We start from the raw sequence: 25,165 nt of genomic DNA, 5'->3' as shown, positions 1-25,165 counted from the left end.
TTACACCTTCGCCAGTTTCACAGCGCACTTCTTGAAATCCGTCTCTTTAGAGAGCGGATCCGTCGCATCCAGCGTCAGATTGTTCACCAACTGTGCGGCGTCGAAGAACGGCATGTACACCAGCCCCTGCGGCGGACGGTTGCGGCCGCGTGTTTCAACAATCGAAATCACTTCACCACGACGGGAAACCACTTTAACCTTGTCACCACGGCGCAGATCGCGCGCTTTCGCGTCCAGCGGATGGATAAACAGTACCGCCTCCGGGAACGCACGGTGCAGTTCCGGTACGCGGCGCGTCATGCTGCCAGTGTGCCAGTGTTCCAGCACACGACCGGTGGAGAGCCACAGATCATATTCTTTGTCCGGTGCTTCAGCCGCCGGTTCAAATGGCAGTGCGAAGATGACGGCTTTTCCATCCGGTTTGCCATAGAACTTGTAGCTTTCTCCAGCCTTCACGTACGGATCGTTGCCTTCGCTGTAGCGCCACTGAGTCTCCTTACCGTCAACCACCGGCCAGCGTAACCCGCGCGCCTTGTGGTAATCATCGAACGGTGCAAGATCGTGTCCGTGTCCGCGACCAAACCAGGCATACTCTTCGAACAGGCCTTTTTGCAGATAGAAACCGAGTTCGCGAGATTCATCGTTTAGTTGATCTTCAGCCAGTTCGCTGACCGGGAATTTCGTTACAGCTGGCGTGGCAAACAGCACGTCATACAACGTCTTACCGCGCAGCTCGGGTTTCTTAGCCAGCAGTTCTTCCGGCCAGACATCTTCCGTTTTGAATCGGCGAGCAAACTGCACCATCTGCCACAGGTCAGATTTCGCTTCACCCGGTGCTTTAATCTGCTGGCGCCAGAACTGAGTACGGCGCTCGGCGTTACCGTAAGCCCCTTCTTTCTCTACCCACATCGCTGTTGGCAGGATCAGGTCGGCCGCCAGAGCACTGACCGTCGGGTACGGATCGGAAACGATGATAAAGTTGCGCGGATCGCGCCAGCCAGGCATACGCTCTTCGTTGATGTTCGGCCCAGCCTGCATGTTGTTGTTACACATCACCCAGTAGACATTGAGCTTGCCATCTTTCAATGCACGATCCTGCGCCACAGCATGCAGGCCGATTTTCGCCGGAATAGTCCCCGTCGGAATGTTCCAGTGTTTTTCACAGATATCGCGGTGTTTCTCGTTCGTCACCACCATGTCCGCAGGCAGACGGTGAGAGAAGGTCCCGACTTCGCGCGCGGTACCACAAGCGGAAGGCTGCCCCGTCAGCGAGAATGGGCCGCAGCCTGGCTGAGAAATTTTACCGGTCAGCAGGTGCAGGTTATAGACCAGGTTGTTAGCCCATACGCCACGGGTATGCTGGTTAAAGCCCATCGTCCAGTAGGAGATGACTTTCTTCTTCGGATCGGCATACAGCTGCGCCAGCTGTTCCAGCTGATCTTTTGGCACGCCGGTCATTTCTGCCGTTTTATCCAGCGTATATTCTGCGACAAACGCTTTGTACTCTTCAAAGCTGATCGGTTCAGAGGCGTCAGAACCTGGGTTTTTCGCCGCTTTTTCCAGCGGATGGGTAGGACGTAAACCGTAGCCGATATCCGTCGCCCCTTTACGCAGGTTAACGTGCTTGCTAAAGAAGTCCTGGTTTATCGCATTGTTTTGAATGATATAGTTTGCGATGTAGTTGAGGATCACCAGGTCGCTTTGCGGCGTAAAGACGATGCCGTTATCCGCCAGCTCAAAGCTACGATGCTGGAAGGTAGAGAGAACGGCGACGTTGACGTTAGGATCGGACAGACGACGGTTGGTAATACGCGACCACAGGATCGGGTGCATTTCCGCCATATTTGCGCCCCACAGGACGAAAGCATCCGCATGCTCGATATCGTCATAACAGCCCATCGGCTCATCCATACCAAAGGTACGCATAAAGCCCACAACGGCAGACGCCATGCAGTGACGCGCGTTCGGATCAATATTGTTCGAACGGAAACCGGCTTTGAACAGTTTTGCGGCAGCGTAGCCTTCCCAGATGGTCCACTGACCGGAGCCAAACATACCAACAGCTTCTGGCCCTTTCTCTTTCAGCGTCGCTTTAAACTTCTCTTCCATCACATCAAAGGCCTGGTCCCAGCTAATCGGGGTGAATTCGCCTTCTTTGTGATATTTGCCGTCTTTCATGCGCAGCATCGGCTGCGTTAAACGGTCTTTTCCGTACATGATTTTCGGCAGGAAATAACCTTTAATGCAGTTAAGCCCACGGTTAACCGGCGCATCAGGATCGCCCTGACATGCCACAACACGTCCTTGCTGGGTTCCTACCAATACGCCACAACCCGTACCACAGAATCGGCACGGGGCTTTGTCCCATTTGATCGCTTCTTGCTGACCGACTACCGCGCGGGCAACGCCCGGCACGCTTAACCCGGCAGCCGCCGCAGCGGCCGCAACGGCGTTAGCTTTCATAAAGCTACGACGACTGAGTTTCATGGTGTTTCCTCACCTTGCTCATCCTGCTGGTGATAAACCAGCGACACCGCCAGTACGCCCGCAACGTTGCGTACTGACTCAATTGTTTTCATTAGCGTTTCACTATGCTCAGCTTCTACCACCACAATCAGCTGACCGCTTTCCACATCGCTGAGAGCAACGTCGCAACCCGGAAACGAACGTAGCTGCGTGGCGATATCGCTGATGTGCTGACTTTTGGCCTGAACGACCAGGCTGCAGACCTGCCAGTTAGTATCCATGGTTGTACTCCGCATTAATGGCTGATACCGGACAGATAGCGACACACGCGCCGCATCCGTTACATGCCTGATTGTCGAGCTGTGGCTGATAAATACCGGACAGCGTGGGGCGAAAGGTAATGGCCATGGGTTCACAGCTATCCTGACAGCGATGGCATTCAACGGACTGATGCGCGAGACAGTTGTCACCGATCGAAAAATTCAGATCCCATGCCCTGGTGTGGCGCGGAAGAAAAAGTGATTCGGGACAGGCCTCTGCGCAGGCGTAACAAAAGCTGCATTCGCCGTGTTTGAAATTTACGCCTGGATAACCGCCCTGGCCTCGCTGCAGGATGTCGGTTTCACACGCCTGGATGCAGGCGTCACAACGGAGGCAATGAGCCAAAAAATGAGAGTTTTCCATGCTCCACGGCGGACGAATCCCATTGCTGGCTTTACGCCAACTGCCTGTCAACATGCCTCGACGGGATAAATCAACCATGACATTGTCCTTCCATAATGACGCTCTCCCTGAGCGGGTTGAACGACAATAAAAAACGCACTATTTATGAGTAGTTATTTTTAGCCGTAAGATATTTCAGGATGTGTTAGAGGTGCATACCCCAATTGGGGTAAATGCTGTTGCCGGATCAAAAGAGTGTTGAGTTGGCGGAAAAAAACGCGCTTTTGCTCACATTTCAATGAGTTATATAGTAAATTATATAACGAAAACATCAGACAGAGAATAATCTCATAATTAAGATAAATCTTAGAACTTATCGCTACCCAAAATACAAACCATTAATTAATACACTTAAAATATAAGTAAATTTAGATTAATAGACGATGTGAATATGCTAACCTGCACTGGATACGTTCGAAAGACAGAAGAAAGGAAACACTGTGAACAATAAGATGAAGACAATTGTCCCTGCGGTACTCCTCGCCGCCTTCGCCAGCACCTCTGCGTGGGCGACAACCACCGATGCCAGCGCTCAGCCGCTGGAAAAAGTCGCCCCTTATCCTAAAGCGGACAAGGGAATGAAGCGTCAGGTTATTCAGCTTACTCCAGAGAAAGATGAATCTACTCTGAAAGTAGAACTGCTGATCGGACAAACGCTGGAAGTTGATTGCAACAAACATCGTCTTGGTGGAGAACTGGACAGCAAAACGCTGGAAGGTTGGGGTTATGACTACTATGTATTCGACAAAGTGACATCCCCGGTTTCAACCATGATGGCCTGCCCGGACGGCAAGAAAGAGAAGAAATTCATCACCGCGTATCTGGGTGACGACGGGATGCTGCGTTACAACAGCAAATTACCGATTGTGGTCTACACCCCGGAAAACGTGGAGGTGAAATACCGCATCTGGAAAGCAGACGAGAACGTACAGAACGCAGTCGTACGTTAATTGAAGAATGCCCGATGGCAGCATTTGTGCCGTCATCGGGCATTTTGTTTATAGCGCGATATCCGCTACGGCTTTCTGCTCAGGTTGCGGTTGTGCCTGAGGTTTTAGCTGTGGTTTCGGTGCTTCATCAGCAACCTGCGGTTTATCGTACTTCAGACCCAGTACTTCGCTGGTGTATTGCAGCTCTTGCTCCGTAGCATCAACGTTGCCGTTCAGCTTCGTGCCATAAGACGGAATAATCGTTTTCAGCTTCGTCTGCCATTCCGGGCTGGCAACTTTATCTTTAAACACTTTTTCCATCAGATGCAGCATGATCGGCGCCGCGGTTGATGCCCCTGGTGATGCGCCCAGCAGCGCAGCAATCGTACCGTCTTTATCGCTCACCACTTCGGTACCCAGGCGCAACACGCCGCCCTTCTCTTCATCACTTTTGATGATCTGTACGCGCTGGCCAGCCTGCCACAAACGCCAGTCTTCTTTCTTCGCCTCTGGATAGTACTCCTGCAGAGCAGCAAAACGATCGTCGTCGCTGAGCATGACCTGGCTTACCAGATATTTGACCAGATCGAAGTTATCCAGACCAACATTCACCATTGGCATAAAGTTGGACGTGGTGGTAGAACTGAGCAGATCCCACAAGGAGCCATTTTTCAGGAACTTAGTGGAGAAGGTTGCGAACGGCCCAAACAGCACCACGCGTTTGCCATCCAGAATACGAGTGTCAATGTGCGGTACGGACATCGGCGGCGCGCCGACAGATGCCTGACCATACACTTTCGCCAGGTGACGATTGACTACATCAGGATTTTCTGCCACCAGGAACTGACCACCAACCGGGAATCCGGCATAGCCTTTCGCTTCCGGGATATCGGTTTCCTGCAGCAGTTTCAGTGCCGCACCACCGGCACCAATGAAGACAAACTTCGCCTTAATCGTGTGTTCCGCTTCGTTGTTTTTCAGATCGGCAACTGTGACGGTCCAGCTATTATCCGCGTTACGCTTAAAGCCGCGAACTTCGGTGCTCAGTTGTAGCGCAAAATTAGGCTTTTTCTGCAACGATGCAATCAGCTGGCGCGTAATTTCACCGTAGTTCACGTCAGTACCGATCTCGGTACGCGTTGCCGCAACTTTCTGTTTGGGATCGCGACCTTCCATAACCAGCGGCGCCCATTCTTTAATCTGCGCGTGATCTTCAGAGTAGCGCATGCCACGGAACAGGGTGCTTTGCTGGAGTGCAGTGTAACGGGCACGCAGGAAATTCACGTTCTCGTCGCCCCAGACAAAGCTCATATGGGGAACAGTGGTGATAAACGAGCGGGGTTCATGCATCACGCCGTTGTTGACCTGATACGCCCAGAACTGGCGGGAAATCTGGAAGGCTTCGTTAATTTCGACTGCCTTTTCAATACTGATGCTACCGTCAGCCTTTTTAGGCGTGTAGTTCAGTTCCATCAGTGCGGAGTGGCCTGTTCCGGCGTTGTTCCAGCCGTTTGAACTCTCCTGAGCAACGCCATCCAGTCGCTCTACCATGGTCATTGACCATTGCGGCTCCAGCTCCTGTAAATAGGTTCCCAGTGTGGCGCTCATGATGCCGCCGCCAATCAACAGTACATCCGTTTCCTGCTCTTCCGCCGCTTTCGCTTTTGCTGCCATCGAGACAACATTCAGCCCTACAGCCATGGTGAAGAGCATGGCAGTCACTTTTTTCATAATGTTAATGCCTTACTTTTAGAATCGCTTTTTGCTTTTAGTGCAGGTGAAAATCGAGCGGTAACAACGGTAACACTTAAGTAAAAATAATTAAATATTGTTTATAAATTATATTTAAATTTTAAAAATGTTATTAATACGTTGATTCTTTATGTGGTTATTGACAATCATTTCTGGAAACCTCCCCGTCAGACGGGTACTATGCTGCGCTTTGCTATTCACCGCACGGATGCCTGTCGGTCTGCTGTCATCAGGCCTTTTCTGACCTGAGAGTAACTATGTCTGCAACACACTCTTCCCCTGCCGCGGTGGCAGAACACACCACCCGCACCGTGTTACACCACCCCCGTCTGCTGGTTCGTGAAACGTTGGCTGGTGTGGTAACCGCATTGGCACTGATCCCGGAAGTAATTTCGTTTTCAGTTATCGCCGGCGTGGACCCTAAAGTCAGCCTGATAGCCTCGGTGGTACTGTGCCTGGCGATGTCCTTTTTAGGTGGGCGTCCGGCAATGGTTACCGCCGCTGCAGGATCGGTTGCATTAGTCATTGGCCCGATGGTGCATCAACACGGCGTGCAATACATCCTGCCTGCGGTAGTGCTGGCAGGGATGATTCAGATCCTGTTTGGCGTATTGGGGATGGCGCGTCTGATGCGATTCATCCCCACGGCAGTGATGACCGGTTTTGTCAACGCATTGGGTATTTTGATTTTCTTTGCCCAGGTCCCGCATTTCTGGGGAAAAAGCCCGTTAATCTGGGGGCTGTTCGTCCTGACGCTGCTGATTGTGCTGTGGGTTCCGCGGTTTATTAAAGCAATCCCCGCGCCGCTTATCGCTATCGTGCTGCTGACCGTGTTCACTGTCACCAGCGGGCAACTGTTACCGACCGTCGGTGACGAAGGTTCAATGAGCGGCGGTCTGCCGGGCTTGACGCAGTTACTCGTACCACTCAACCTGCAAACGTTAGCCATTATCTGGCCCTGCGCGCTGAGCATCGCTTTTGTTGGATTGATGGAATCGCTATTAACGGCACGACTGGTTGACGACCTGACGGTCACCCCGTCGAATAAAAACCGTGAAAGCACCGGACTGGGCGTAGCCAATATCCTGGCCGGTTTTTATGGCGGTATCGCCGGATGCGCGATGATCGGTCAAACGATTGTCAACGTTGAGATGGGGAAAGCTCGCAGCCGTGTTTCCACGTTTGCCGCCGGGCTGGTCTTGCTGCTGCTCGTCACCGCACTCAGCGAAGTGATGGCAAAGATACCGATGTCAGTACTGGCGGGAATTATGGTCATTGTGGCGGTAAAAACGTTTAGCTGGCACAGCATCCAACCCACGACGCTGGCCAACATGCCGGTCGCCGAAACGCTGGCAATGTTGGTTACCGTCGCCGCGACAGTCTCTACCGGCAACCTGGCGATTGGCGTGGTTGCCGGCGCGATCTCGATGTTGATACTGCCGCGTATCGTCAGAGGGAAACGGGCGTCTACATCAAAAACAGCGTCGCCAGACCCAGAAAAATAAAGAATCCGCCGGTGTCGGTGATAGCGGTAATCATGACGCTGGAGCCGACCGCCGGATCGCGCCCCAGCTTGACCATCGTCATCGGAATGATAACGCCCATCAGCGCTGCCATCAGCAGATTGAGCATCATCGCCAGGGTCATCACGCCGCCCAGCGCCATATCATCGTACAGCCACCAGGTGATGCCGCCCATGATCCCGCCCCAGACAAGGCCGTTGATCAGCGCTACCCCCATCTCACGCAGGATCAGAAACGTCAGGTTGCCGGGCTGAATATTCTGCAACGCCAGCGCCCGGACAATCATGGTGATGGTCTGATTGCCTGTATTACCGCCAATCCCTGCCACAATGGGCATCAGCGAGGCCAGTGCCACCAGCTGTGAAATGGTGTGCTCGAAACCGTCAATGACCCGCGAGGCAATAAAGGCGGTACAGAGATTAATTGCCAGCCACGCCCAACGGGTTTTTACCGCTTTAGTGACCGGAGCGAATACGTCCTCTTCGGCACTTAACCCCCCCATTCGACGCAGATCGGTATCGGTTTCTTCATAAACCACGTCGACGATCTCATCGATGGTTAAGCGTCCCATCAGTTTGCCAGAGGGATCAACCACCGCAGCACTGACCAGGTTGTCACGTTCAAACGTACGCGCAGCGTTCTCGGCGATATCTTCCGGAGAAAATGTCAGCGGATCATCCTCCATCACTTCGCTGACTTTCCGCTGCACGTCATTGAGCAGAATACAGGTTAGCGTCAGTTCGCCCACCAGGACTTTATTGCGATCGGTCACGAAGAGTTTATCGGTGTTCTCCGGCATTTTTCCCAGCCGCCGCAAGTACCGCTGCACCACTTCCAGCGTCACGTCCGGACGTACGGTGATGACTTCGAACTCCATGATCGCACCGACGCGATTCTTCTCGTAGTGCAGCACCTGACGTACGCGCGCCCGCTCTTCAGCAGGCAATGATGCCAGCAGTCGACCGGTAAGGTTACGGGGTAAATGCTGTACCAGATAAATCTGTTCGTCGATGTCGAGATATTGCAGCGCATCCAGTAGCTCGCGGTCGCTCATCTCGTCGATCAGGTCATCCCACACATTTTCTGATGCTTCAAGCAGGACGTTGCCGCGTTTTTCACTTTCGACCAGTCGCCACAGGGCGTGACGTTCTTCGGAGGGCAGTGCTTCGAGGGTATCGGCCAGATCGGGTGGCGGCAGATGCGCCACCAGTGCCCCTACCTCAGCAATATCGTCGGCTAACGTACCGACGTCATATTGCTCAGCCAGGGTAAGCTTACCCAATAATGTTGAAATAATGGCTTTATCAGTAGTCAGTAGCCAGATAAGACGAGCACGTTCCTCGTCACGTAGCCTGGCGCTGTTTTTGTTTATTACGGACATCAATCATAAATCCATGATATGAAATATCATCAATCATGATGCCGAATTATGTAAATAACAATAAACGAGGCCGTCGGCTGGATAAAAAACCGACGGTATGCAGAGCCGTAGGCCCGATCAGCGTCGCGCCATCGGGCAATAACGTACTGGATCAGGCGGTGCGGGCGACCGCGTCGCGCGAAGCTGCATCACGTTCATCGTCCAGCAGTTCACTCAATTGCCCATTACGCATTTCCAGCAAACGGTCTGCATGAATAAAGTAATGATCATCATGGCTAATGGCGAAAATGGTTTTGCCCATCTCCTGCATCAGCGGCAACAACACCTGGTAGAATTCACGACGGAAATGCGGATCCTGATCGGCGGCCCATTCATCCAGCAGAATGATGTCGCGCTCCTCCGCTAACGCCAGCAGCAGCGCCACACGCTTTTTCTGCCCTTTCGACAGCTTCAGGTTGAGAATGCGCCCGTCGTTCAGTTCCAGCTTGTGCGCCATTTGCAAATGATCCAGCCACTTCGCAACCAGCGCCGGAGAAGCGTCTCTGCCTTCGGGCCCCAGCAATTTGTCAAACAGCCAGACGTCGGTAAACACGGCAGAGAACAGCTTACGGTAGTCCTCCGGTTTTTCGACAGCAACCGCCTTGCCATCCAGTAAAATCTCACCAGACTGCGGCTGGTACAATCCGGTCAGCAACATCGCCAGCGTGGATTTACCGCTGCCGTTACCGCCAATCAGGAAGATCAGTTCACCACGACGAATGGTCAGATTCACTGGCCCAACGGAGAACGCATTATCCTGATAGTGGAAAACCACGTTACGCAACTCCAGCGTTTGCCAGTTCGGAAATGCGGTTGGCCGCGGGAATTCTGCCTTAAAGGGGGCCAGGGAGAACGTATTCAGCTTGTTGAACGCCACCTGTGCAGTCAGCAGCGTCGGCAGCGCGCCGACGGCGGAGAGCAACGGCGTGCGCAGGAATAGCAACGTCAGCGAATAGGTTGCCGCCACCGCGGTATCCGCCCAGCCCAGACTGTTGGCCATCCAGAACACCAGGCCAATGGCTCCCAGCATCATAATATTTGACCAGTTGACCGCGCTCAGGTGGAAGGTATCAGCACGAATAATATGGTGGCGGTATTCTTTGGCATCCGGGACGTACAGCTGGTTAAAGATATGCTCAGCACGTTCTCGGTTGAGCGTCAGTTCTTTGCGCCCTTCCAGCACCGTCTGGTAGTCGTGGTACAGCTTGTCTTCGGTTTCACGCAGGGTAGCCATGTGTTTATACACTCGCGCCACCAGCACAAATCCGCCCCAGATGGTGATTGCCACCCAGATTGCCGTCACCAGCAGCATTTTCGTCGACAACATGGCCAGATACGCCGCCGACCCCACGGTCAAAATAATCCCCTGTACCAGCTCAGGCAGGCGGACAAAGGCAATGGTAATGTTACGGATATCGCTGGTTAAACCGGCCAGTAACGAGGCGCTACCGATTTGCTCGATACGCTCGACGTGAGTGTCCAGAATACGTTTGATAAATTCGCTACGCAGGCGGTAGACAAAGTGGTGTCCCAGCGTGGTGAGCGCCAGCTGTGAACCGAGGGTGACAACCATCAGTAACAGCAGCAGGCCAAGAAACTCCGGTAGCACCATCAGCGTGGTGTCGACCGTTTCAATCAGGCGCTGATTGATAAACGCAATCAGCCCAATCCCCAGCGCGGCACTGGCAAGGCTGAGCGCCATGACGCTGATAAATGGCCAGCGATACTGCCGCCAGACAAGAAGTAAAAGTTCCATGCAAACAACCCGGGCAAGTAATAACAGCCCGCAGTTTAAACATCTCTTCGCTCACAGCAATAATAATTCTTATTTTTATTCTTTTTTACCTGCCTGGCGAAACGTCAGGTTGTAACGACAATCCCCCGTCAATGGATGATACCCTGTTTTGAGAGGCTGGACGCCGTGATAAAACAGCCGCGAGTTTCCCCCCCATACCACCACATCACCATGCTCCAGCAATACTCGCTTTAAGGGATCGCTACGCCGTAAGCCACCAAACTGAAAAATTGCCGGCAGGCCCAGCGATACAGAGACGATAGGCGCTCGCAGGTCAGGTTCATCTTTATCCTGATGTAAAGACAGTTTTGCCCCAGGCGTATAGCGATTGATAAGGCAAGCATCCGGTTTAAAATCAGGATAGCCTGCGGCCGTTGCCGCCTGTTGGCACAGTTCAGCAAAGACCTCGGGTAATGGCGGCCAGTGAGCGCCAGTTAATGGATCGACCGGTGAATAGAGGTAGCCATGTTGATCCGTTGTCCAGCCCAGATGGCCGCAATTCGTCATGGCCACCGACATCGTATAACCGCCAGGGGTGACCATCTGGCGAAATGGCGACAGCCTGGCTGTCACCGCGATTGCCCGCAGTAAAGCGGGTGCAGATTCAAATGCAAAACGCCGCAAAATCACCGCACCTGAGGCCAACGGCTCGTGCCAGGGTTTCTCATCAGCAAAGAGATCGAGCATTATGTTTCCTCGCGGGTGGTCTCACGTTGCAACAGCTGCGCCTTGCGCGTTATTCCCCAACGATAGCCAGAAAGCGCGCCATCACCGCGGATTACGCGGTGACACGGGATCACAATGGCCAGTTTGTTCGCCGCGCAGGCACTGGCTACGGCACGCACCGCCTTCGGCTTGCCGATAGTGCTGGCCAGTTGCTGATAACTCACCGTCTCACCACAAGGGATTGCCCGCAGCGCTTGCCACACCTGTTGCTGAAAGGCGGTTCCCTGAATATCCAGCGGCAATGACAGTGCAGTATTGCGCGTATTTATCACGGCGATCACCTCACGCACATGTTGTTGAAACTCCGCATTGGCGGGCTCGTCATGTGCCGTCGGAAACAGTTCATGCAATTCTGCTATCAGCGTAGCATCGTCGTCGCCCAGCAAGATCGCGCAGATACCCCGTTCACTTTCCGCTACCAGGCAGCGACCCAGAGCGCAATCTGCAAGGGTGTAGCGCACAGTAACATTACCGCCGCCTTTACGAAATTGCCTGGCGGTCATGCCTAACGCGTGATCCGCTTTGCGGTAATAGCTGCTGCTGTCGGGGAATCCGGCGTCAAGAATCGCCTTCGTGACCGGTGCGCCTTTTGCCAGTGCGTCACGCAGGCGACGGGCACGCCATGACTGTTGCCAGGCTTTTGGGGTCATTCCGGTGGTTGCTTTGAACAGGCGATGCAGGTGAAACGGGCTCATCGCAACATGCTGCGCAAGAGTCTCCAGTGTGAGGGGGGACTCCTGCTCCAGCAACTGACAAGCGTGGGCTATTTTGTCCAGCCGCTGCTGTTGTGCGCTGTCTTTGTCCGGCTGGCAGCGTTTGCAGGGACGAAACCCTGCCGCCTGTGCCTGCTCTGCATCCGCGAAGAACCTGACATTTTTGCGCAGCGCATGTTTTGCCCGACAGGACGGTCGACAGAAGATGCCGGTAGTCTGAACAGCAAAAACAAACTGACCGTCAGCACCCGCATCACGGTCCAGCACAAACTGCCAGCGTTCATCATCAGTTATGTGTAAGAAATTTGTCATGATGGACTCCTTTGTTAAGCATAGCGCTTAGCCTCAGTGTGTCCGCATTGCGGGTTATAAAAACCCGCAATCTTGCTTTTTAATTTTTTTCGCTGACCAGGAAGCTTTTAAATTGCGGCGACATCCAGGTTTTAAACCCTTCGCCTTCTTTAACAATCATATAAACCGCCAACCCTTCGCGACGCACAACCTCTTTGGCTTTTTGCGGGCCAAGCACCATTAGCCCGGTATCCCAACCGTCAGCCTCCAGCGCCGTTGGGGCAATCACCGTCACAGAGACCAGATTGTGTTCGATCGGACGACCGGTTTGCGGATCGATGACATGGGACAGACGTTTTCCGTCCAGTTCGTAATAGTTGCGATAGCTACCGGAGGTGCTGATACCATGCCCATTGATATCGACAATCGCCTGTACCGCGTTTTCACGATCGGTCGGTTTCTGTATTGCCACACGCCACGGTTGCCCCTCGGCATTCATTCCGCGACTGTTCAACGCGCCACCAACAGAAACCAGATAGCGGGCGATCCCTTCTTGCTCCATCAATCGCGCCAGATGGTCAGCCGCATACCCTTCCCCCACGGTGGAGAGATCCACATACAGATCCGGTAAATCTTTTTGCAGGTAGTTCTGCCGCATGTCATTGATGACGCTCAGGTGCTGCAACCCGGTTTGGGCTTTTGCCGCATCAATTCTTGCCTGTGTAGGTGTATGCAGCGGTTGCTGCTGTGGACCAAAGCCCCACAGGTTCACCAACGGCCCGACGGTGATGTCCATCGCGCCGTCGGTTTTTGCGCCAATGCGTAACGCCGATGTCACAATATCCGCCAGCGCATCATTCACCGGCCACGGTGACAGGCTTTTTGACAGGTTAAAACGCATCAGCGCAGAATCGTTCTTATAGGTAGAAAGCAGTTGATCATCAGCATCGAGCTGAGTCTGGATCTTCGCCTGCAACTCCCCGGCGCGTTTGGCATCCACGCCAACCACACTGACCCGCCAGAAAGTGCCCATGGTTTTGCCTTCCAGGACTGTCGCGGTTGATGGCGGGGTCTGGATTGATTTAGGGGCCTCATCGCACCCGACAAAAAAGAGTGTTGCTGCCAGCAGCGCTGCACGACAAAAAGTCATATCCATACGTGATTACCCTTATGAAAACGGGCGCAAGAGTACACCAAAAAAGAGTGTTTGTACGTCAAAAAAACGGCATTAAAAAAGGCCCCGTAGGGCCTTTGATAGAAATAAATGCAGATTAGAACTGGTAAACCAGACCCAGTGCTACGATATCATCAGTAGAGATACCTGCATTACGGGTGAACTGGTTGTCATCCAGCAGGTTGATTTTGTAATCAACATAGGTAGACATGTTTTTGTTGAAGTAGTAGGTTGCGCCAACATCAACATATTTCAGGATATCCTGGTCGCCGTAGCCATTGTCCAGATCTTTACCTTTGGACTGCAGGTATGCCACGGACGGACGCAGACCGAAGTCGAATTGATACTGAGCAACAGCTTCGAAGTTCTGTGCTTTGTTAGCCCAACCCAGTTTGCCGGCACGCGTTGCGTTGTAAGTCTGGGTGTACTCTGCGGCCAGGTACACGTTGTTCGCGTCGTATTTCAGACCGCCAGTGTAGGTTTCAGCACGATCGCCGGTACCGAAGTTCAGCCGGTTCTGCTCATCAGTACGTTTGGAGCTGGTGACCGCGGTACCCAGGGAGAAGCCTTCGCCGATATCATAAGTGATAGATCCGCCAACGCCGTCGCCGTTCTGATTCAGTGCGTCACGACCGTTGCCAGTCACGCCGGTCATGCCTTCACCTTCCGGACTACCGTTTTTACCCTGGTACTGCAGGGCAAAGTTCAGACCATCAACCAGACCGAAGAAATCAGTGTTACGGTAGGTTGCAAAGCCGTTACCACGCTGCTGCATGAAGTTGTCAGAACCGTAGGTATCGCCGCCGAATTCCGGCAGGACGTCGGTCCAGGACGTTACGTCATAAACAACGCCGTAGTTACGACCGTAGTCGAAAGAACCTGCATCAGCGAATTTCAGACCGGCAAACGCGACACGCGTCCAGGCATTGTTTTCGTTTTCAGAGGAGTTACCCATGATCTGGTATTCCCACTGGCCATAACCGGTCAGTTGGTCGTTAACCTGGGTTTCACCTTTGAAGCCGATACGCATATAGGTCTGATCACCATCTTTAGTAGAGTCATCAGAGAAATAGTGCAGACCGTCGACTTTACCGTACAGATCTAATTTGTTGCCGTCTTTGTTGTAAATTTCAGCCGCATTTGCTGCGCCTGCTACCAGCAGAGCCGGTACCAGGAGGGACAGTACTTTAACTTTCATGTTATTAACCCTCTGTTATATGCCTTTATTGCTTTTTTATGCCACTGCTCACTGGCTAACCCTCATTAACCAGTCGGCAACTTCATTCTCCGCAAAAACACAGAATAATCCAACACGAATATGATACTAATACTTTAAAGATGTTTCATTTATCGATGTAGATGTTTCAAAATATTAACAAAAGGGAACTTTTTTTAATTAAGAAAATGGGAGGAATAAGCACGAATAGTCAAGAATCATTATAAAACACCTACAAATCAATTAATTATAAAAAATACAACCATAGCACTGAATGATAAAAAAAAATCTTCACTCGCAACTAAAATAGACTCGCTATCATCATTAACTTTATTTATTACCGTCATTCATTCATGAATGTCTGTTTACCCCTATTTCAACCGAATGCTCTGCGTTCGGTTTTTTTTTACCCTTCTTTACACAAACATCACTGTTCTGTGCTACCGATGAAAAACTATAACGACTATTAACTATCTCACCTGTTCACCATCACATATAAATCAGGCAAATAATTTCTTGTTATTTAATGCTAAATCCGTATGTATCATACCTATATTTGTACTGATAGTGACCGGCTGTACACGTTTGCATTACCTGCCAGGCAACGATACACAGCAATAAAAAATGCAGCCCACCGGATGTTGCGTAAGTATGGCAATTCATACATTACCCTTTATACTGCCCCTTCATCTTTAGCGTCGTTTTAACAGGTCATAAACACGAATGAGTCAGTCTGACACAACGGCTTCTACCCGATTCTCCCTGCTTCCGGGAAGTATTACCCGTTTCTTCTTATTACTGATCGTGGTGCTGTTGGTGATGATGGGCGTGATGGTCCAGAGCGCGGTCAACACCTGGCTAAAAGATAAGAGCTATCAGATTGTCGATATCACCCACGCAATTCATAAAAGGGTGGATACCTGGCGGTACGTGACCTGGCAAATCTATGACAATATTGCAGCGACAGCCAACTCATCGACTGCCGACGGGTTACAGGAAACCCGACTCAAGCAAGATGTCTACTATCTTGAAAAACCCCGTAGAAAGACTGAAGCACTGATTTTCGGCTCGCATGACAGTTCTACGCTGGAAATGACCCAACGTATCTCAACCTATCTGGATACACTGTGGGGCGCGGAGAATGTCCCATGGTCAATGTATTATCTGAATGGCCAGGACAATAGCCTGATTCTTATCTCAACGCTGCCGCTGAAAGATCTCACCTCCGGCTTTAAGGAATCGACAATTGGCAACATTGTCGATTCGCGCCGCGCTGAAATGTTACAACAGGCCAATGCGCTCGATGAGCGTGAAAGCTTCTCGTCCCTTCGCCGGTTGGTCTGGCAAAACGGCCATTACTTCACGCTACGCACAACCTTTAATCAGCCAGGACATCTGGCAACCGTGGTCGCGTTTGATCTTCCGATTAATGATTTGATCCCCCCGGGCATGCCGTTGGACAGCTTTCATCTGGAGCCTGATGCCACGTCTACGGCTGAGCATCTCAGTGAAAAAGAGTCCCCTGACAGCGTTAGCATCAACTTTAACAATAGCAAGATTGAGATCTCCTCAGCGCTAAATTCAACAGATATGCGACTGGTCTGGCAGGTTCCCTTTGGTTCATTACTGCTTGATACGCTGCAAAGCATTCTGCTACCGCTGTTACTGAATATCGCTCTGCTGGCGCTGGCGCTGTTTGGCTATACCACTTTCCGCCACCTTCCTGCCCGCTCAAACGAAGTGGCGCCAAACCTTGTCGCAAATAATGAACTGCGGGTGCTTCGCGCAATCAATGAAGAAATTGTTTCGCTGCTGCCGCTGGGATTATTGGTACATGACCAGGAATCCAACCGCACGGTTATCAGCAATAAGATTGCCGACCACCTGCTGCCACATTTAAATCTGCAAAATATCACCAGCATGGCGGAGCAACATCAGGGGGTCATCCAGGCCACCATCAATAATGAATTGTATGAGATCAGGCTGTTCCGCAGCCAGATCTCAGCCCGCACGCAGATCTTTATCATTCGCGACCAGGATCGCGAAGTACTGGTCAATAAAAAGCTGAAACAAGCGCAGCGACTGTATGAGAAAAACCAACAGGCTCGCGCCGCCTTTATGCAAAACATTGGTAGCGCACTGAAAGATCCTGCCAAAACGCTGGCCATAAATGCTGCCGCACTCAATACGCCCGACAGCCAGAAACTGGCAAACCAGGCAGACGTACTGGTACGTATGGTCGATGAGATTCAGTTGGCCAATCTTCTGGAAAGCGATGACTGGAAAAGTGAATCAACGCTGTTTTCCGTGCAGGCGTTAATTGACGACGTGGTACCTGAAGTACTGCCAGCCATCAAGCGTAAAGGGTTACAGCTGCTGATTAAAAATCACCTGAGCGCCAATGATGAGCGCCGCGGCGACCGCGGTGCCCTGCGTCATATTTTGCTGCTGCTCATGCAATATGCCGTGACCACGACGCCGATTGGCAAAATTACGCTCGACGTCGACCAGGATGAGTCGGAGGCAGAGCGTCTGACCTTCCGTATTCTGGATACGGGGGAAGGCGTCGCGCTGAATGAAATTGATAATCTGCACTTCCCATTCATCAATGACACGCAGAGCGATCGATATGGCAAAGCTAATCCACTCACGTTCTGGTTGTGCGATCAGCTCGCGCGCAAATTGGGTGGACATCTGAATATTAAAGCGCGGGAAGAACTTGGAACGCGCTATATCGTCCATGTTAAGATGCCGCCACATGACCAACATGCTGATAGTGAAGAACGGCTGTTGGATGACGTCTGCGTGATGGTTGACGTCACCTCGAATGACGTACGCAGCATTGTATTGCGTCAGCTGGAAAACTGGGGAGCAACCTGCATCACGCCCGATGAGCGACTGAATAGTCAAGAATATGATCTCTTTATCACTGATAATCCGTCTAATCTTACTGCCTCAGGCTTGCTTTTAAGCGATGATGAGTCTGGCGTGCGAAAAATTGGCCCCGGTCAGCTGCGCGTCAACTTTAATATGAGCAATGCTATGCAGGAAGCTGTCCTGGAGCTAATAGAAGAACAACTGGCGCAAGAAGAGATCCAGGAAATTCCCCTCGGCGGTGATGAAAACGCCGAACTTCATGCCAGTGGTTACTATGCACTCTTTGTGGACACAGTACCGGATGATGTTAAGAGGTTGTATACTGAGGCAGCAACCAGCGATTTCGCTGCGTTAGCCCAAACGGCCCATCGCCTGAAAGGCGTGTTTGCCATGCTTAATCTGGTACCCGGCAAGCAGTTATGTGAAGCGCTGGAACATCTTATTCAAGAGAAAGATGCTCCAGGTATAGAAAAGTACATCAGCGACATTGACGTTTACGTCAAGAGCTTGCTGTAGCAAGGTAGCCCAATACATGAACACTATGAACGTAATTATTGCCGATGACCATCCGATTGTACTGTTCGGTATTCGTAAATCACTTGAACAAATCGAGTGGGTGAACGTTGTCGGCGAATTTGAAGACTCCACTGCACTGATCAACAATTTGCCTAAATTAGATGCTCATGTGTTGATTACCGATCTCTCAATGCCGGGAGATAAATATGGTGATGGGATCACGTTAATTAAATATATCAAACGCCATTTCCCGAGCCTGTCGATCATCGTTTTGACCATGAACAACAACCCGGCCATCCTGAGCGCGGTACTGGATCTCGACATTGAAGGGATCGTGCTGAAACAAGGTGCGCCAACTGACCTGCCTAAGGCACTGGCGGCGCTGCAAAAAGGTAAGAAATTCACTCCGGAAAGTGTCTCTCGCCTGCTGGAAAAAATCAGCGCCAGCGGCTATGGCGACAAACGTCTGTCACCGAAAGAAAGTGAAGTTTTGCGCCTGTTTGCCGAAGGTTTCCTGGTGACTGAAATCGCTAAAAAGCTCAATCGCAGTATTAAAACCATCAGTAGTCAGAAAAAGTCTGCAATGATGAAGCTCGGCGTGGAAAATGATATCGCCCTGCTGAATTACCTGTCATCCGTGACGTTAAGCCCGTCAGACAAAGAGTAATTCGGTTTCATATCATCTGCCTGAAGGCACCGCGTTTATCTGGCCTACGAACAATACAGCGTTGAGTATGTTCTGTAGGCCGGATAAGGCAATCACCGCTCCCCTGCCTCTTTTATCCCCGCGTTTTTCTCACGCGTTCCGCATAGACCGTCAACGTCTGCTTCAGCACGTCTAACGTCACTGGCTTGGATAAACAGCTGTCCATTCCCGACTCCAGACAACGCTGCTTCTCTTCTGCCAGCGCGTTCGCCGTCACACCAATAACCGGCAGCGTTAACCCCAGTTGGCGAATACGCTGCGTCAAGCGATAACCATCCATATTCGGCATGTTGACGTCGCTCAGCACGATATCAATATGGTTTTTACTCAACACATTGAGCGCGTCCACACCGTCGTTGGCGGTTTTACACTGATACCCCAACGATCCTAGCTGATCGGCCAGTAAACGACGGTTAATCGGATGATCGTCAACCACCAGAATCATCATGTCATCGTTTGTGGCTCCCATTTTGTCCGGAGCTGGCAACGCGGTGGAAAGCGCTTCACTGCCCAGTTCAACGCTGTAGATATGCGCCAGCAGCGCAGGCAACTCGTGCGGTGATGCCACGCTGTGCACCCACTCCCCAGGCGTTCTTTCCAGCGGAATACCAATGTGGCGACGACAGAAAATCACCGTGGCTCGTCCCTTCCACGTCTGATCCAGCACATCATCAGCAATCAATACATCATTTGCATCAGGTTGCTGCCCCTCATAACGCAGCACCGTCATCCCGGTACGCGTGAGGCTGGATTCGATAAAGTGATAGAGTGACGCGTTTCGTACGGCCAGCCAGCAGCGGGTACTGGCAAGCCCCTCCACACTTTTATTCTGTGGGTACTGGGCACCATACAGCGGTATCCGCAGCGTAAACTGGCTCCCCATCCCCGGTTCAGAATCGACGGAAATATCCCCGTCCATCATGCTGATCAGTTTCTCACAGATAGCCAGACCTAACCCGGTCCCCTGGAAATTACGCTGCACGCCCGTCCCCACCTGGAAGAAGGGATCGAACAGACGAACGACTTCTTTGGCCGGGATCCCCACGCCAGTATCACGCACACGAATGCTGAGGTAGTCGCCGCTGCACTGAACATGCAGCACAATACAGCCAGTATCAGTGAATTTAATCGCATTACTCAACAGGTTAGAAATGACCTGCTGTAAGCGCATCGGATCGCCATTTAATGCCACAGGCACATCCGGTTCAATGAAACAGTACAATCCCAGTTGCTTGCGTACCACCAGCGGCAGATAGTTGGCCGTAATATGGCTCATCACTTCACGCGGTGAAAATTCACGCGGTTCAATCTTCAACTGTTCGGATTCGATTTTCGAGAAATCAAGAATATCGCTGATAATCTTCAACAACAGGCTGGAAGAGTTATTCATCGCCGTCACCAGGCGATCCACTCCGCTGGGCAGTTCTTTCGTTTGCAGCAGGTCAAGGTTACCGATAATGCCATACAGCGGCGTGCGTAGCTCATGACTCACCGTCGCAAGGAACATTGATTTTGACTGGCTGGCCTGTTCCGCTGCCTGCGCCATCTCCTGTAACGACTCTTCCATTTTCACGCGGGCACTCACATCGACCAGGACACATATCGCTACGTTCTCATTGCGATAACGTGAATGCACAAAGCTGATTTGCAGATTAGTATTATTGCTGGTCAATACATCGACGAAATTAACCTGCTGGCCGCAGATAATTTGCGTCAACCGTTGCCTGTCTTCATGCGTCAGCATGTTGAGATAGGTATGCGCCAGCTCGTTGCTCAGAATGTTAATGCCATCAATTGTGCGCAGAATACAAATACCGACCGGCGCAGAAGCCACAATTTTACGGTTAAACTGTTCATGCTCTTCCAGTCGCTGGGCATCGCTTTCCGCTGGAATAAAAATACGCCGCTCATACATGCGCGTCAGCATAAACAACGCCGCACCTACCAGCACATTCAGCAGAATCGCGTTCAGGATCATCATGCGTATCCGCTCCAGCACCAGATCGACCGGAACGGAGTAAACAATACTGAGCGAGGATGGCGGCAGGTTTTTCTTCAATACCAGATTGCGAAAACCTGGCGTATAGCCAAACCATGAACGCTCCTGCATCCAGCGCGGTTCAGACTTAATATTGCCTTCAGGACCGGTAAGTGAAATCAGCGCATGACCATTTTCATCAAGGATTGTCACCCCCATAGGCAAATTGCCCGGCGTGAAGAAGTTCTCCATGCGAATCGGTTGTTCCACACCCAGCAACGCCTGCAGGCGATTGGCAAGATAGACCGGCGTCAGCGCATAAAAATACCCCACCCCCGGACGTGGCCCCTGGCTTATCCAGAACAGGTTATTGCCGTTTTCTTCCTGTGGTGCATTGCGATACTTAATGATGCGCTCATGCAGCGCTTTCAGCGCCTCGTCACGTTCGACAGGCATATCCCGCAGACCAAAATTGGCCATACAGAGGTTATCGCTGCCGATCAGGAACACGCGGTTCAAATCATAAGCCGCTGAGAAATTGTCGCGCCAGTAGCGCATAAACCACGCCAATGACTCCAGCGAGCCACGCCAGGCATTACCCATCACCGCACAGTCGGAATCGGCAAACAGCGGTTCAAAATTCGGCACCACGGTTTTATCATCCCGTGCCCGTAATGACATCACGCCGTTTTCTGCCGTTAACCGGTTTTCAGCAATGTATTTCAGCTCTTTTATCACGTCAGAAGTACGCTGAATGTAGCGTTGAGCCTGATCGGAGCTGAGATTAAACTCCTGGCGGATCTCAGACTCTCGCTGGTGCAGCGCATTCACAATGTAGAACACCGAAGCAAAAGCAATCAGACACCAGACCAATAAGGCCAGCGCTCTGAACAGGTAGCGTGAGACTTTTAGAGTTGAATGAACGGAAGCAAGGTATTTCAAAGGGGCGAAGCTCCGCCTCAGGATATCAATAGAGTGTGGTTAAGGTAGCGGTAAATGTCCGGCGTCGCAATGCCCTCTCTTTACGGGAATATGATACACCGCTCTGACACCGTTGTCTTAACCCCTGATAATCGTCGTTTGCCTAAAAAACACTGCACGGATGTGAGAATGCGCAAGCTGAGATGGCTGACACGTCGTTTAACCCCGCGACGTTTACGCAACCAAATGATCATGATGGCCATTCTGATGGTCATTGTGCCGACGATTTCTATTGGTTATATCGTAGAAACCGAAGGCCGGTCAGCAGTCTTATCTGAAAAAGAGAAAAAACTGTCAGCAGTGCTCACTCTGCTTAACGGCGCGCTGGGCGATCGCTTTAGCCACTACGCGGATTTACCGCGTGAAGCGCGCATTCGGGCGCTGAATCTCGAACTGGGCCCCATCACCGAACGGATCACCCAGGCATTTCCTGGCATTGGCGCGGGATATTACAACAAGGCACTGGATGCAATCATCACCTACGCCCCCTCTGCGTTGTATCAAAGTAATGTCGGTATCACCATCACCGACGATCACCCCGGGCGCAAAGTGATGAGCAGCAACGCACCTGAGGTTTTTTCCGGACGACAGGTTCGTGGCGACATCCTCAACTCCATGATCCCCATCGAACGGCAGGGTGACGTCATTGGCTATATCTGGGCGAATGAACTGACGGAAGATATCCGCCAGCAAGCCTGGAAAATGGACGTCAGGATCATTGCCGTACTGGCTGCCGGACTTATCAGTAGCCTGCTGTTGATTGTGCTTTTTTCTCGCCGTCTCAGTGCGAATATCGACATTATCACCGACGGACTTTCCACGCTGGCGCAAAAAACACCAGCCCGCCTGCCTGAACTGCCCGGCGAACTGGGGCAAATCAGCCGCAGCGTCAATGCGCTGGCACAAACGCTTCGGGAAACCAAAACCCTTAACGACCTGATTATTGAAAACGCAGCAGACGGCGTCATTGCAATCGACAGACAGGGCGATGTCACCACCATGAACCCGGCGGCAGAGCAAATCACTGGCTATCAGCTTCATGAACTGGTCGGGCAACCCTATGCAACCCTCTTTGCCGATACTCAGTTCTCCAGCCCGGTACTGGATACACTGGAGCACGGCACCGAACATGTCGCCCAGGAGGTGAGTTTTCCTGGCCGCGACCGCACCATTGAAATAAGCGTCACCACCAGCCGGATCCATAACGCGCATGGCGAGCTAATCGGCGCTCTGGTGATCTTCTCTGATTTAACTGCCCGCAAAGAGACACAACGCCGGCTGGCACAAACGGAAAGGCTCGCAACGCTCGGCGAGTTGATGGCGGGAGTGGCGCATGAGGTACGTAACCCGCTGACGGCGATCCGTGGCTATGTACAGATCATCCGCCAGCAAACATCTTTACCAGAACATCAGGAATATTTATCCGTTGTGTTGAACGAAATTGACTCAATCAATAAAGTCATCCAGCAACTGTTAGATTTCTCACGCCCGCGACAAAGCCAGTGGCAGCAGGTACGGCTCAATGCGTTGATTGAAGAAACGCTGATCCTCGTGCAAACCTCGGGTCTACAGGCTCGAATCGCGTTTACCACGGAATTAGATGCCAGCCTGCCAGCCATCGTCGCCGATCGCGAACTCCTCAAGCAGGTGATCCTCAATATTTTGATCAATGCGGTGCAGGCAATAGCCGCACGGGGCGAAATTCGAATCCGCACCTGGCAATACTCAGCCTCACAGCAGGCGGTGATGATTGAAGATAATGGCAACGGTATCGATATTGCCATTCAGAAGAAAATATTCGACCCCTTCTTTACGACCAAAGCGTCAGGTACGGGTCTTGGACTGGCGCTAAGCCAGCGCATTATCAACGCGCATCAGGGGGATATCCACGTGACAAGTATGCCGGGCTGCGGCGCAACCTTCACCCTGATTTTACCTCTAAACCCGCAGGGAAATCCGTCAGAATGAAAACGACCTACCGTATTCTCATCGTTGATGACGAAGAAAATGTTCGCCGTATGCTTGCCACTGCGTTTTCCCTGCAAGGGCATGAGACGCACTGCGCCAGCAATGGAGAAACCGCGCTGACTCTGTTTGCTGATACGCATCCTGACGTGGTACTGATGGACATCCGTATGCCAGAGATGGACGGTATTGATGCACTGAAAGTCATGCGCGCCCAGCAACCGAGGATCCCCGTTATTCTGATGACGGCCTACGCCGAAGTGGAGACCGCAGTGGAAGCTCTCCGTAGCGGCGCGTTTGACTATGTGATTAAACCCTTTGATTTGGATGAGCTCAATCTGGTCATTCAGCGCGCACTACAGCTTCAGGCAATGAAGCAGGAGATCCGCAATCTACATCAGGCGCTAAGCACCAGCTGGCAGTGGGGGCATATCCTGACTAACAGCCCGGTGATGATGGATATTTGTAAAGACACGGCAAAAATCGCCCTCTCACAGGCGAACGTACTGATTAGCGGTGAAAGTGGCACAGGAAAAGAGCTGATTGCCCGCGCCATCCACTACAACAGCAGACGCGCCAACGGTCCCTTTATCAAAATCAACTGTGCGGCTTTACCGGAATCCTTACTGGAAAGCGAACTGTTTGGTCACGAAAAGGGGGCATTTACCGGTGCACAAACCCTACGCCAGGGACTGTTCGAACGCGCGCATCAGGGAACGCTTCTGCTCGACGAAATTGGTGAAATGCCGCTGGTTCTGCAGGCCAAACTGCTGCGTATTTTGCAGGAAAGAGAGTTCGAGCGCATCGGCGGACACCAAACTATCCGCGTCGATATCCGTATTGTTGCCGCCACCAACCGCTGCCTGCAAACAATGGTGAAGGAAGGAACGTTCCGCGAAGACCTGTTTTATCGGCTTAACGTGATTCATCTGACCCTTCCCCCGTTACGCGAACGCCGCGAAGACATCGCCCTGTTAGCGAATCACTTTTTACAAAAATTTAGTTCGGAAAATCAGCGGGATATCATTGAGATCGATCCTAAGGCGATGTCCATGCTTACCGCCTGGCCATGGCCAGGAAACATTCGTGAACTGTCTAACGTCATCGAACGTGCAGTGGTCATGAATACCGGCGCGGTGATTTTTGCCGAAGACCTGCCTGCGCAGTTCCGATCGCCTGTCAGTACCGTAACAGAAGTAAAAGCGGTTCAAACCGGAGAACGCAATCTGAAGGAAGAAATTAAGCGTGAGGAAAAACGCATCATCCTTGAGGTGCTCGACAATCAGGATGGCAACCGTACCCGAACAGCGCTAATGCTGGGGATCAGTCGGCGCGCTCTGATGTACAAATTGCAAGAGTATGGTATTGACCCGTCAGGCTCCTGATACCTAAATTTGCTATGCAGAATTTTGCA

The 25,165-nt window shown here is 51.8% G+C and carries 17 protein-coding genes; 6 read left to right on the top strand and 11 right to left on the bottom strand.

Annotated elements, in window-relative coordinates:
• Genes napA through napF form a run of 3 tightly spaced genes read right to left on the bottom strand, consistent with a single transcriptional unit; the run spans nucleotide 1 to nucleotide 3,228 of the window.
• Nucleotides 1-2,487: a nitrate reductase catalytic subunit NapA gene (gene napA / locus OGX95_RS08285; RefSeq protein ID WP_286629095.1), complete on the bottom strand. Its 2,487-nt coding sequence runs from the start codon at nucleotides 2,485-2,487 to the stop codon at nucleotides 1-3.
• Nucleotides 2,484-2,747 carry a chaperone NapD gene (gene napD, locus OGX95_RS08280; protein ID WP_286629094.1) on the bottom strand — a complete coding sequence of 88 codons (264 nt, stop codon included), beginning with the start codon at nucleotides 2,745-2,747 and terminating at the stop codon, nucleotides 2,484-2,486. The genes napA and napD overlap by 4 nt, the downstream gene beginning before the upstream one ends.
• Nucleotides 2,737-3,228 (bottom strand): ferredoxin-type protein NapF, encoded by a 492-nt coding sequence (gene napF, locus OGX95_RS08275; RefSeq protein WP_286629093.1) that lies wholly within the window; start codon nucleotides 3,226-3,228, stop codon nucleotides 2,737-2,739. Before napF ends, napD begins: the two co-directional genes overlap by 11 nt.
• A 413-nt stretch (nucleotides 3,229-3,641) precedes the next feature.
• Here napF and eco point away from each other — a divergent pair, with 413 nt between their 5' ends.
• Nucleotides 3,642-4,139, top strand: a complete 498-nt coding sequence (gene eco / locus OGX95_RS08270) for a serine protease inhibitor ecotin (protein ID WP_286629318.1) — start codon at nucleotides 3,642-3,644, stop codon at nucleotides 4,137-4,139.
• Between the two features lie 48 nt (nucleotides 4,140-4,187).
• On the opposite strand, the gene mqo is transcribed toward eco, so the two are convergent.
• A complete protein-coding gene (mqo, locus tag OGX95_RS08265; RefSeq protein WP_286629092.1) occupies nucleotides 4,188-5,849 on the bottom strand; it encodes a malate dehydrogenase (quinone) in 1,662 nt (553 codons plus the stop codon).
• Between the two features lie 278 nt (nucleotides 5,850-6,127).
• Between mqo and OGX95_RS08260 the strand changes: the two genes are divergently transcribed.
• Nucleotides 6,128-7,375, top strand: coding sequence for a SulP family inorganic anion transporter (locus OGX95_RS08260; protein ID WP_286629091.1), 1,248 nt, complete (start codon nucleotides 6,128-6,130; stop codon nucleotides 7,373-7,375).
• Here the strand turns inward: OGX95_RS08260 and mgtE are convergent.
• The 6 genes from mgtE to OGX95_RS08230 form a co-directional block, all read right to left on the bottom strand.
• Nucleotides 7,338-8,774: a magnesium transporter gene (gene mgtE, locus OGX95_RS08255; RefSeq protein WP_137384114.1), complete on the bottom strand. Its 1,437-nt coding sequence runs from the start codon at nucleotides 8,772-8,774 to the stop codon at nucleotides 7,338-7,340. The two genes, OGX95_RS08260 and mgtE, sit on opposite strands and share 38 nt — an antisense overlap.
• Before the next feature lie 151 nt (nucleotides 8,775-8,925).
• A complete protein-coding gene (locus OGX95_RS08250; RefSeq protein WP_286629090.1) occupies nucleotides 8,926-10,569 on the bottom strand; it encodes a multidrug ABC transporter permease/ATP-binding protein in 1,644 nt (547 codons plus the stop codon).
• 75 nt (nucleotides 10,570-10,644) lie between these two features.
• Nucleotides 10,645-11,295 carry a DNA oxidative demethylase AlkB gene (gene alkB, locus OGX95_RS08245; RefSeq protein ID WP_502872770.1) on the bottom strand — a complete coding sequence of 217 codons (651 nt, stop codon included), beginning with the start codon at nucleotides 11,293-11,295 and terminating at the stop codon, nucleotides 10,645-10,647.
• On the bottom strand, nucleotides 11,295-12,359 hold the full coding sequence (gene ada, locus OGX95_RS08240; RefSeq protein ID WP_286629089.1) for a bifunctional DNA-binding transcriptional regulator/O6-methylguanine-DNA methyltransferase Ada: 1,065 nt from the start codon (nucleotides 12,357-12,359) through the stop codon (nucleotides 11,295-11,297). The genes alkB and ada overlap by 1 nt, the downstream gene beginning before the upstream one ends.
• 79 nt (nucleotides 12,360-12,438) lie before the next feature.
• Nucleotides 12,439-13,494: an FAD:protein FMN transferase ApbE gene (gene apbE, locus OGX95_RS08235; protein WP_286629088.1), complete on the bottom strand. Its 1,056-nt coding sequence runs from the start codon at nucleotides 13,492-13,494 to the stop codon at nucleotides 12,439-12,441.
• Between the two features lie 115 nt (nucleotides 13,495-13,609).
• A complete protein-coding gene (locus OGX95_RS08230) occupies nucleotides 13,610-14,710 on the bottom strand; it encodes a porin OmpC (RefSeq protein ID WP_286629087.1) in 1,101 nt (366 codons plus the stop codon).
• A 741-nt stretch (nucleotides 14,711-15,451) separates the two neighbouring features.
• Here OGX95_RS08230 and rcsD point away from each other — a divergent pair.
• Both rcsD and rcsB read left to right on the top strand, forming a co-directional pair.
• Nucleotides 15,452-18,121 (top strand): phosphotransferase RcsD, encoded by a 2,670-nt coding sequence (gene rcsD / locus OGX95_RS08225; protein WP_286629086.1) that lies wholly within the window; start codon nucleotides 15,452-15,454, stop codon nucleotides 18,119-18,121.
• Nucleotides 18,122-18,137: 16 nt separating this feature from the next.
• Complete coding sequence (gene rcsB, locus OGX95_RS08220; RefSeq protein WP_003027592.1) at nucleotides 18,138-18,788, top strand: response regulator transcription factor RcsB; 651 nt, start codon at nucleotides 18,138-18,140, stop codon at nucleotides 18,786-18,788.
• Nucleotides 18,789-18,900: 112 nt separating this feature from the next.
• Here rcsB and rcsC read toward each other — a convergent pair whose 3' ends face one another.
• Nucleotides 18,901-21,747, bottom strand: a complete 2,847-nt coding sequence (rcsC, locus tag OGX95_RS08215) for a two-component system sensor histidine kinase RcsC (protein ID WP_286629085.1) — start codon at nucleotides 21,745-21,747, stop codon at nucleotides 18,901-18,903.
• A gap of 168 nt (nucleotides 21,748-21,915) precedes the next feature.
• Here rcsC and atoS point away from each other — a divergent pair, with 168 nt between their 5' ends.
• Together atoS and atoC are read left to right on the top strand one after the other, a co-directional pair.
• The gene (gene atoS, locus OGX95_RS08210) at nucleotides 21,916-23,754 is read left to right on the top strand and encodes a two-component system sensor histidine kinase AtoS (protein WP_286629084.1); all 1,839 of its coding nucleotides are present in this window, start codon (nucleotides 21,916-21,918) and stop codon (nucleotides 23,752-23,754) included.
• Nucleotides 23,751-25,136, top strand: a complete 1,386-nt coding sequence (gene atoC / locus OGX95_RS08205; protein ID WP_286629083.1) for an acetoacetate metabolism transcriptional regulator AtoC — start codon at nucleotides 23,751-23,753, stop codon at nucleotides 25,134-25,136. Before atoS ends, atoC begins: the two co-directional genes overlap by 4 nt.
• Nucleotides 25,137-25,165: the final 29 nt, after the last annotated feature.

Source organism: Citrobacter sp. Cu233 (genome assembly GCF_030332225.1).
Taxonomy (GTDB): domain Bacteria; phylum Pseudomonadota; class Gammaproteobacteria; order Enterobacterales; family Enterobacteriaceae; genus Citrobacter.
This window is presented reverse-complemented; position numbering and strand designations above follow the sequence as displayed.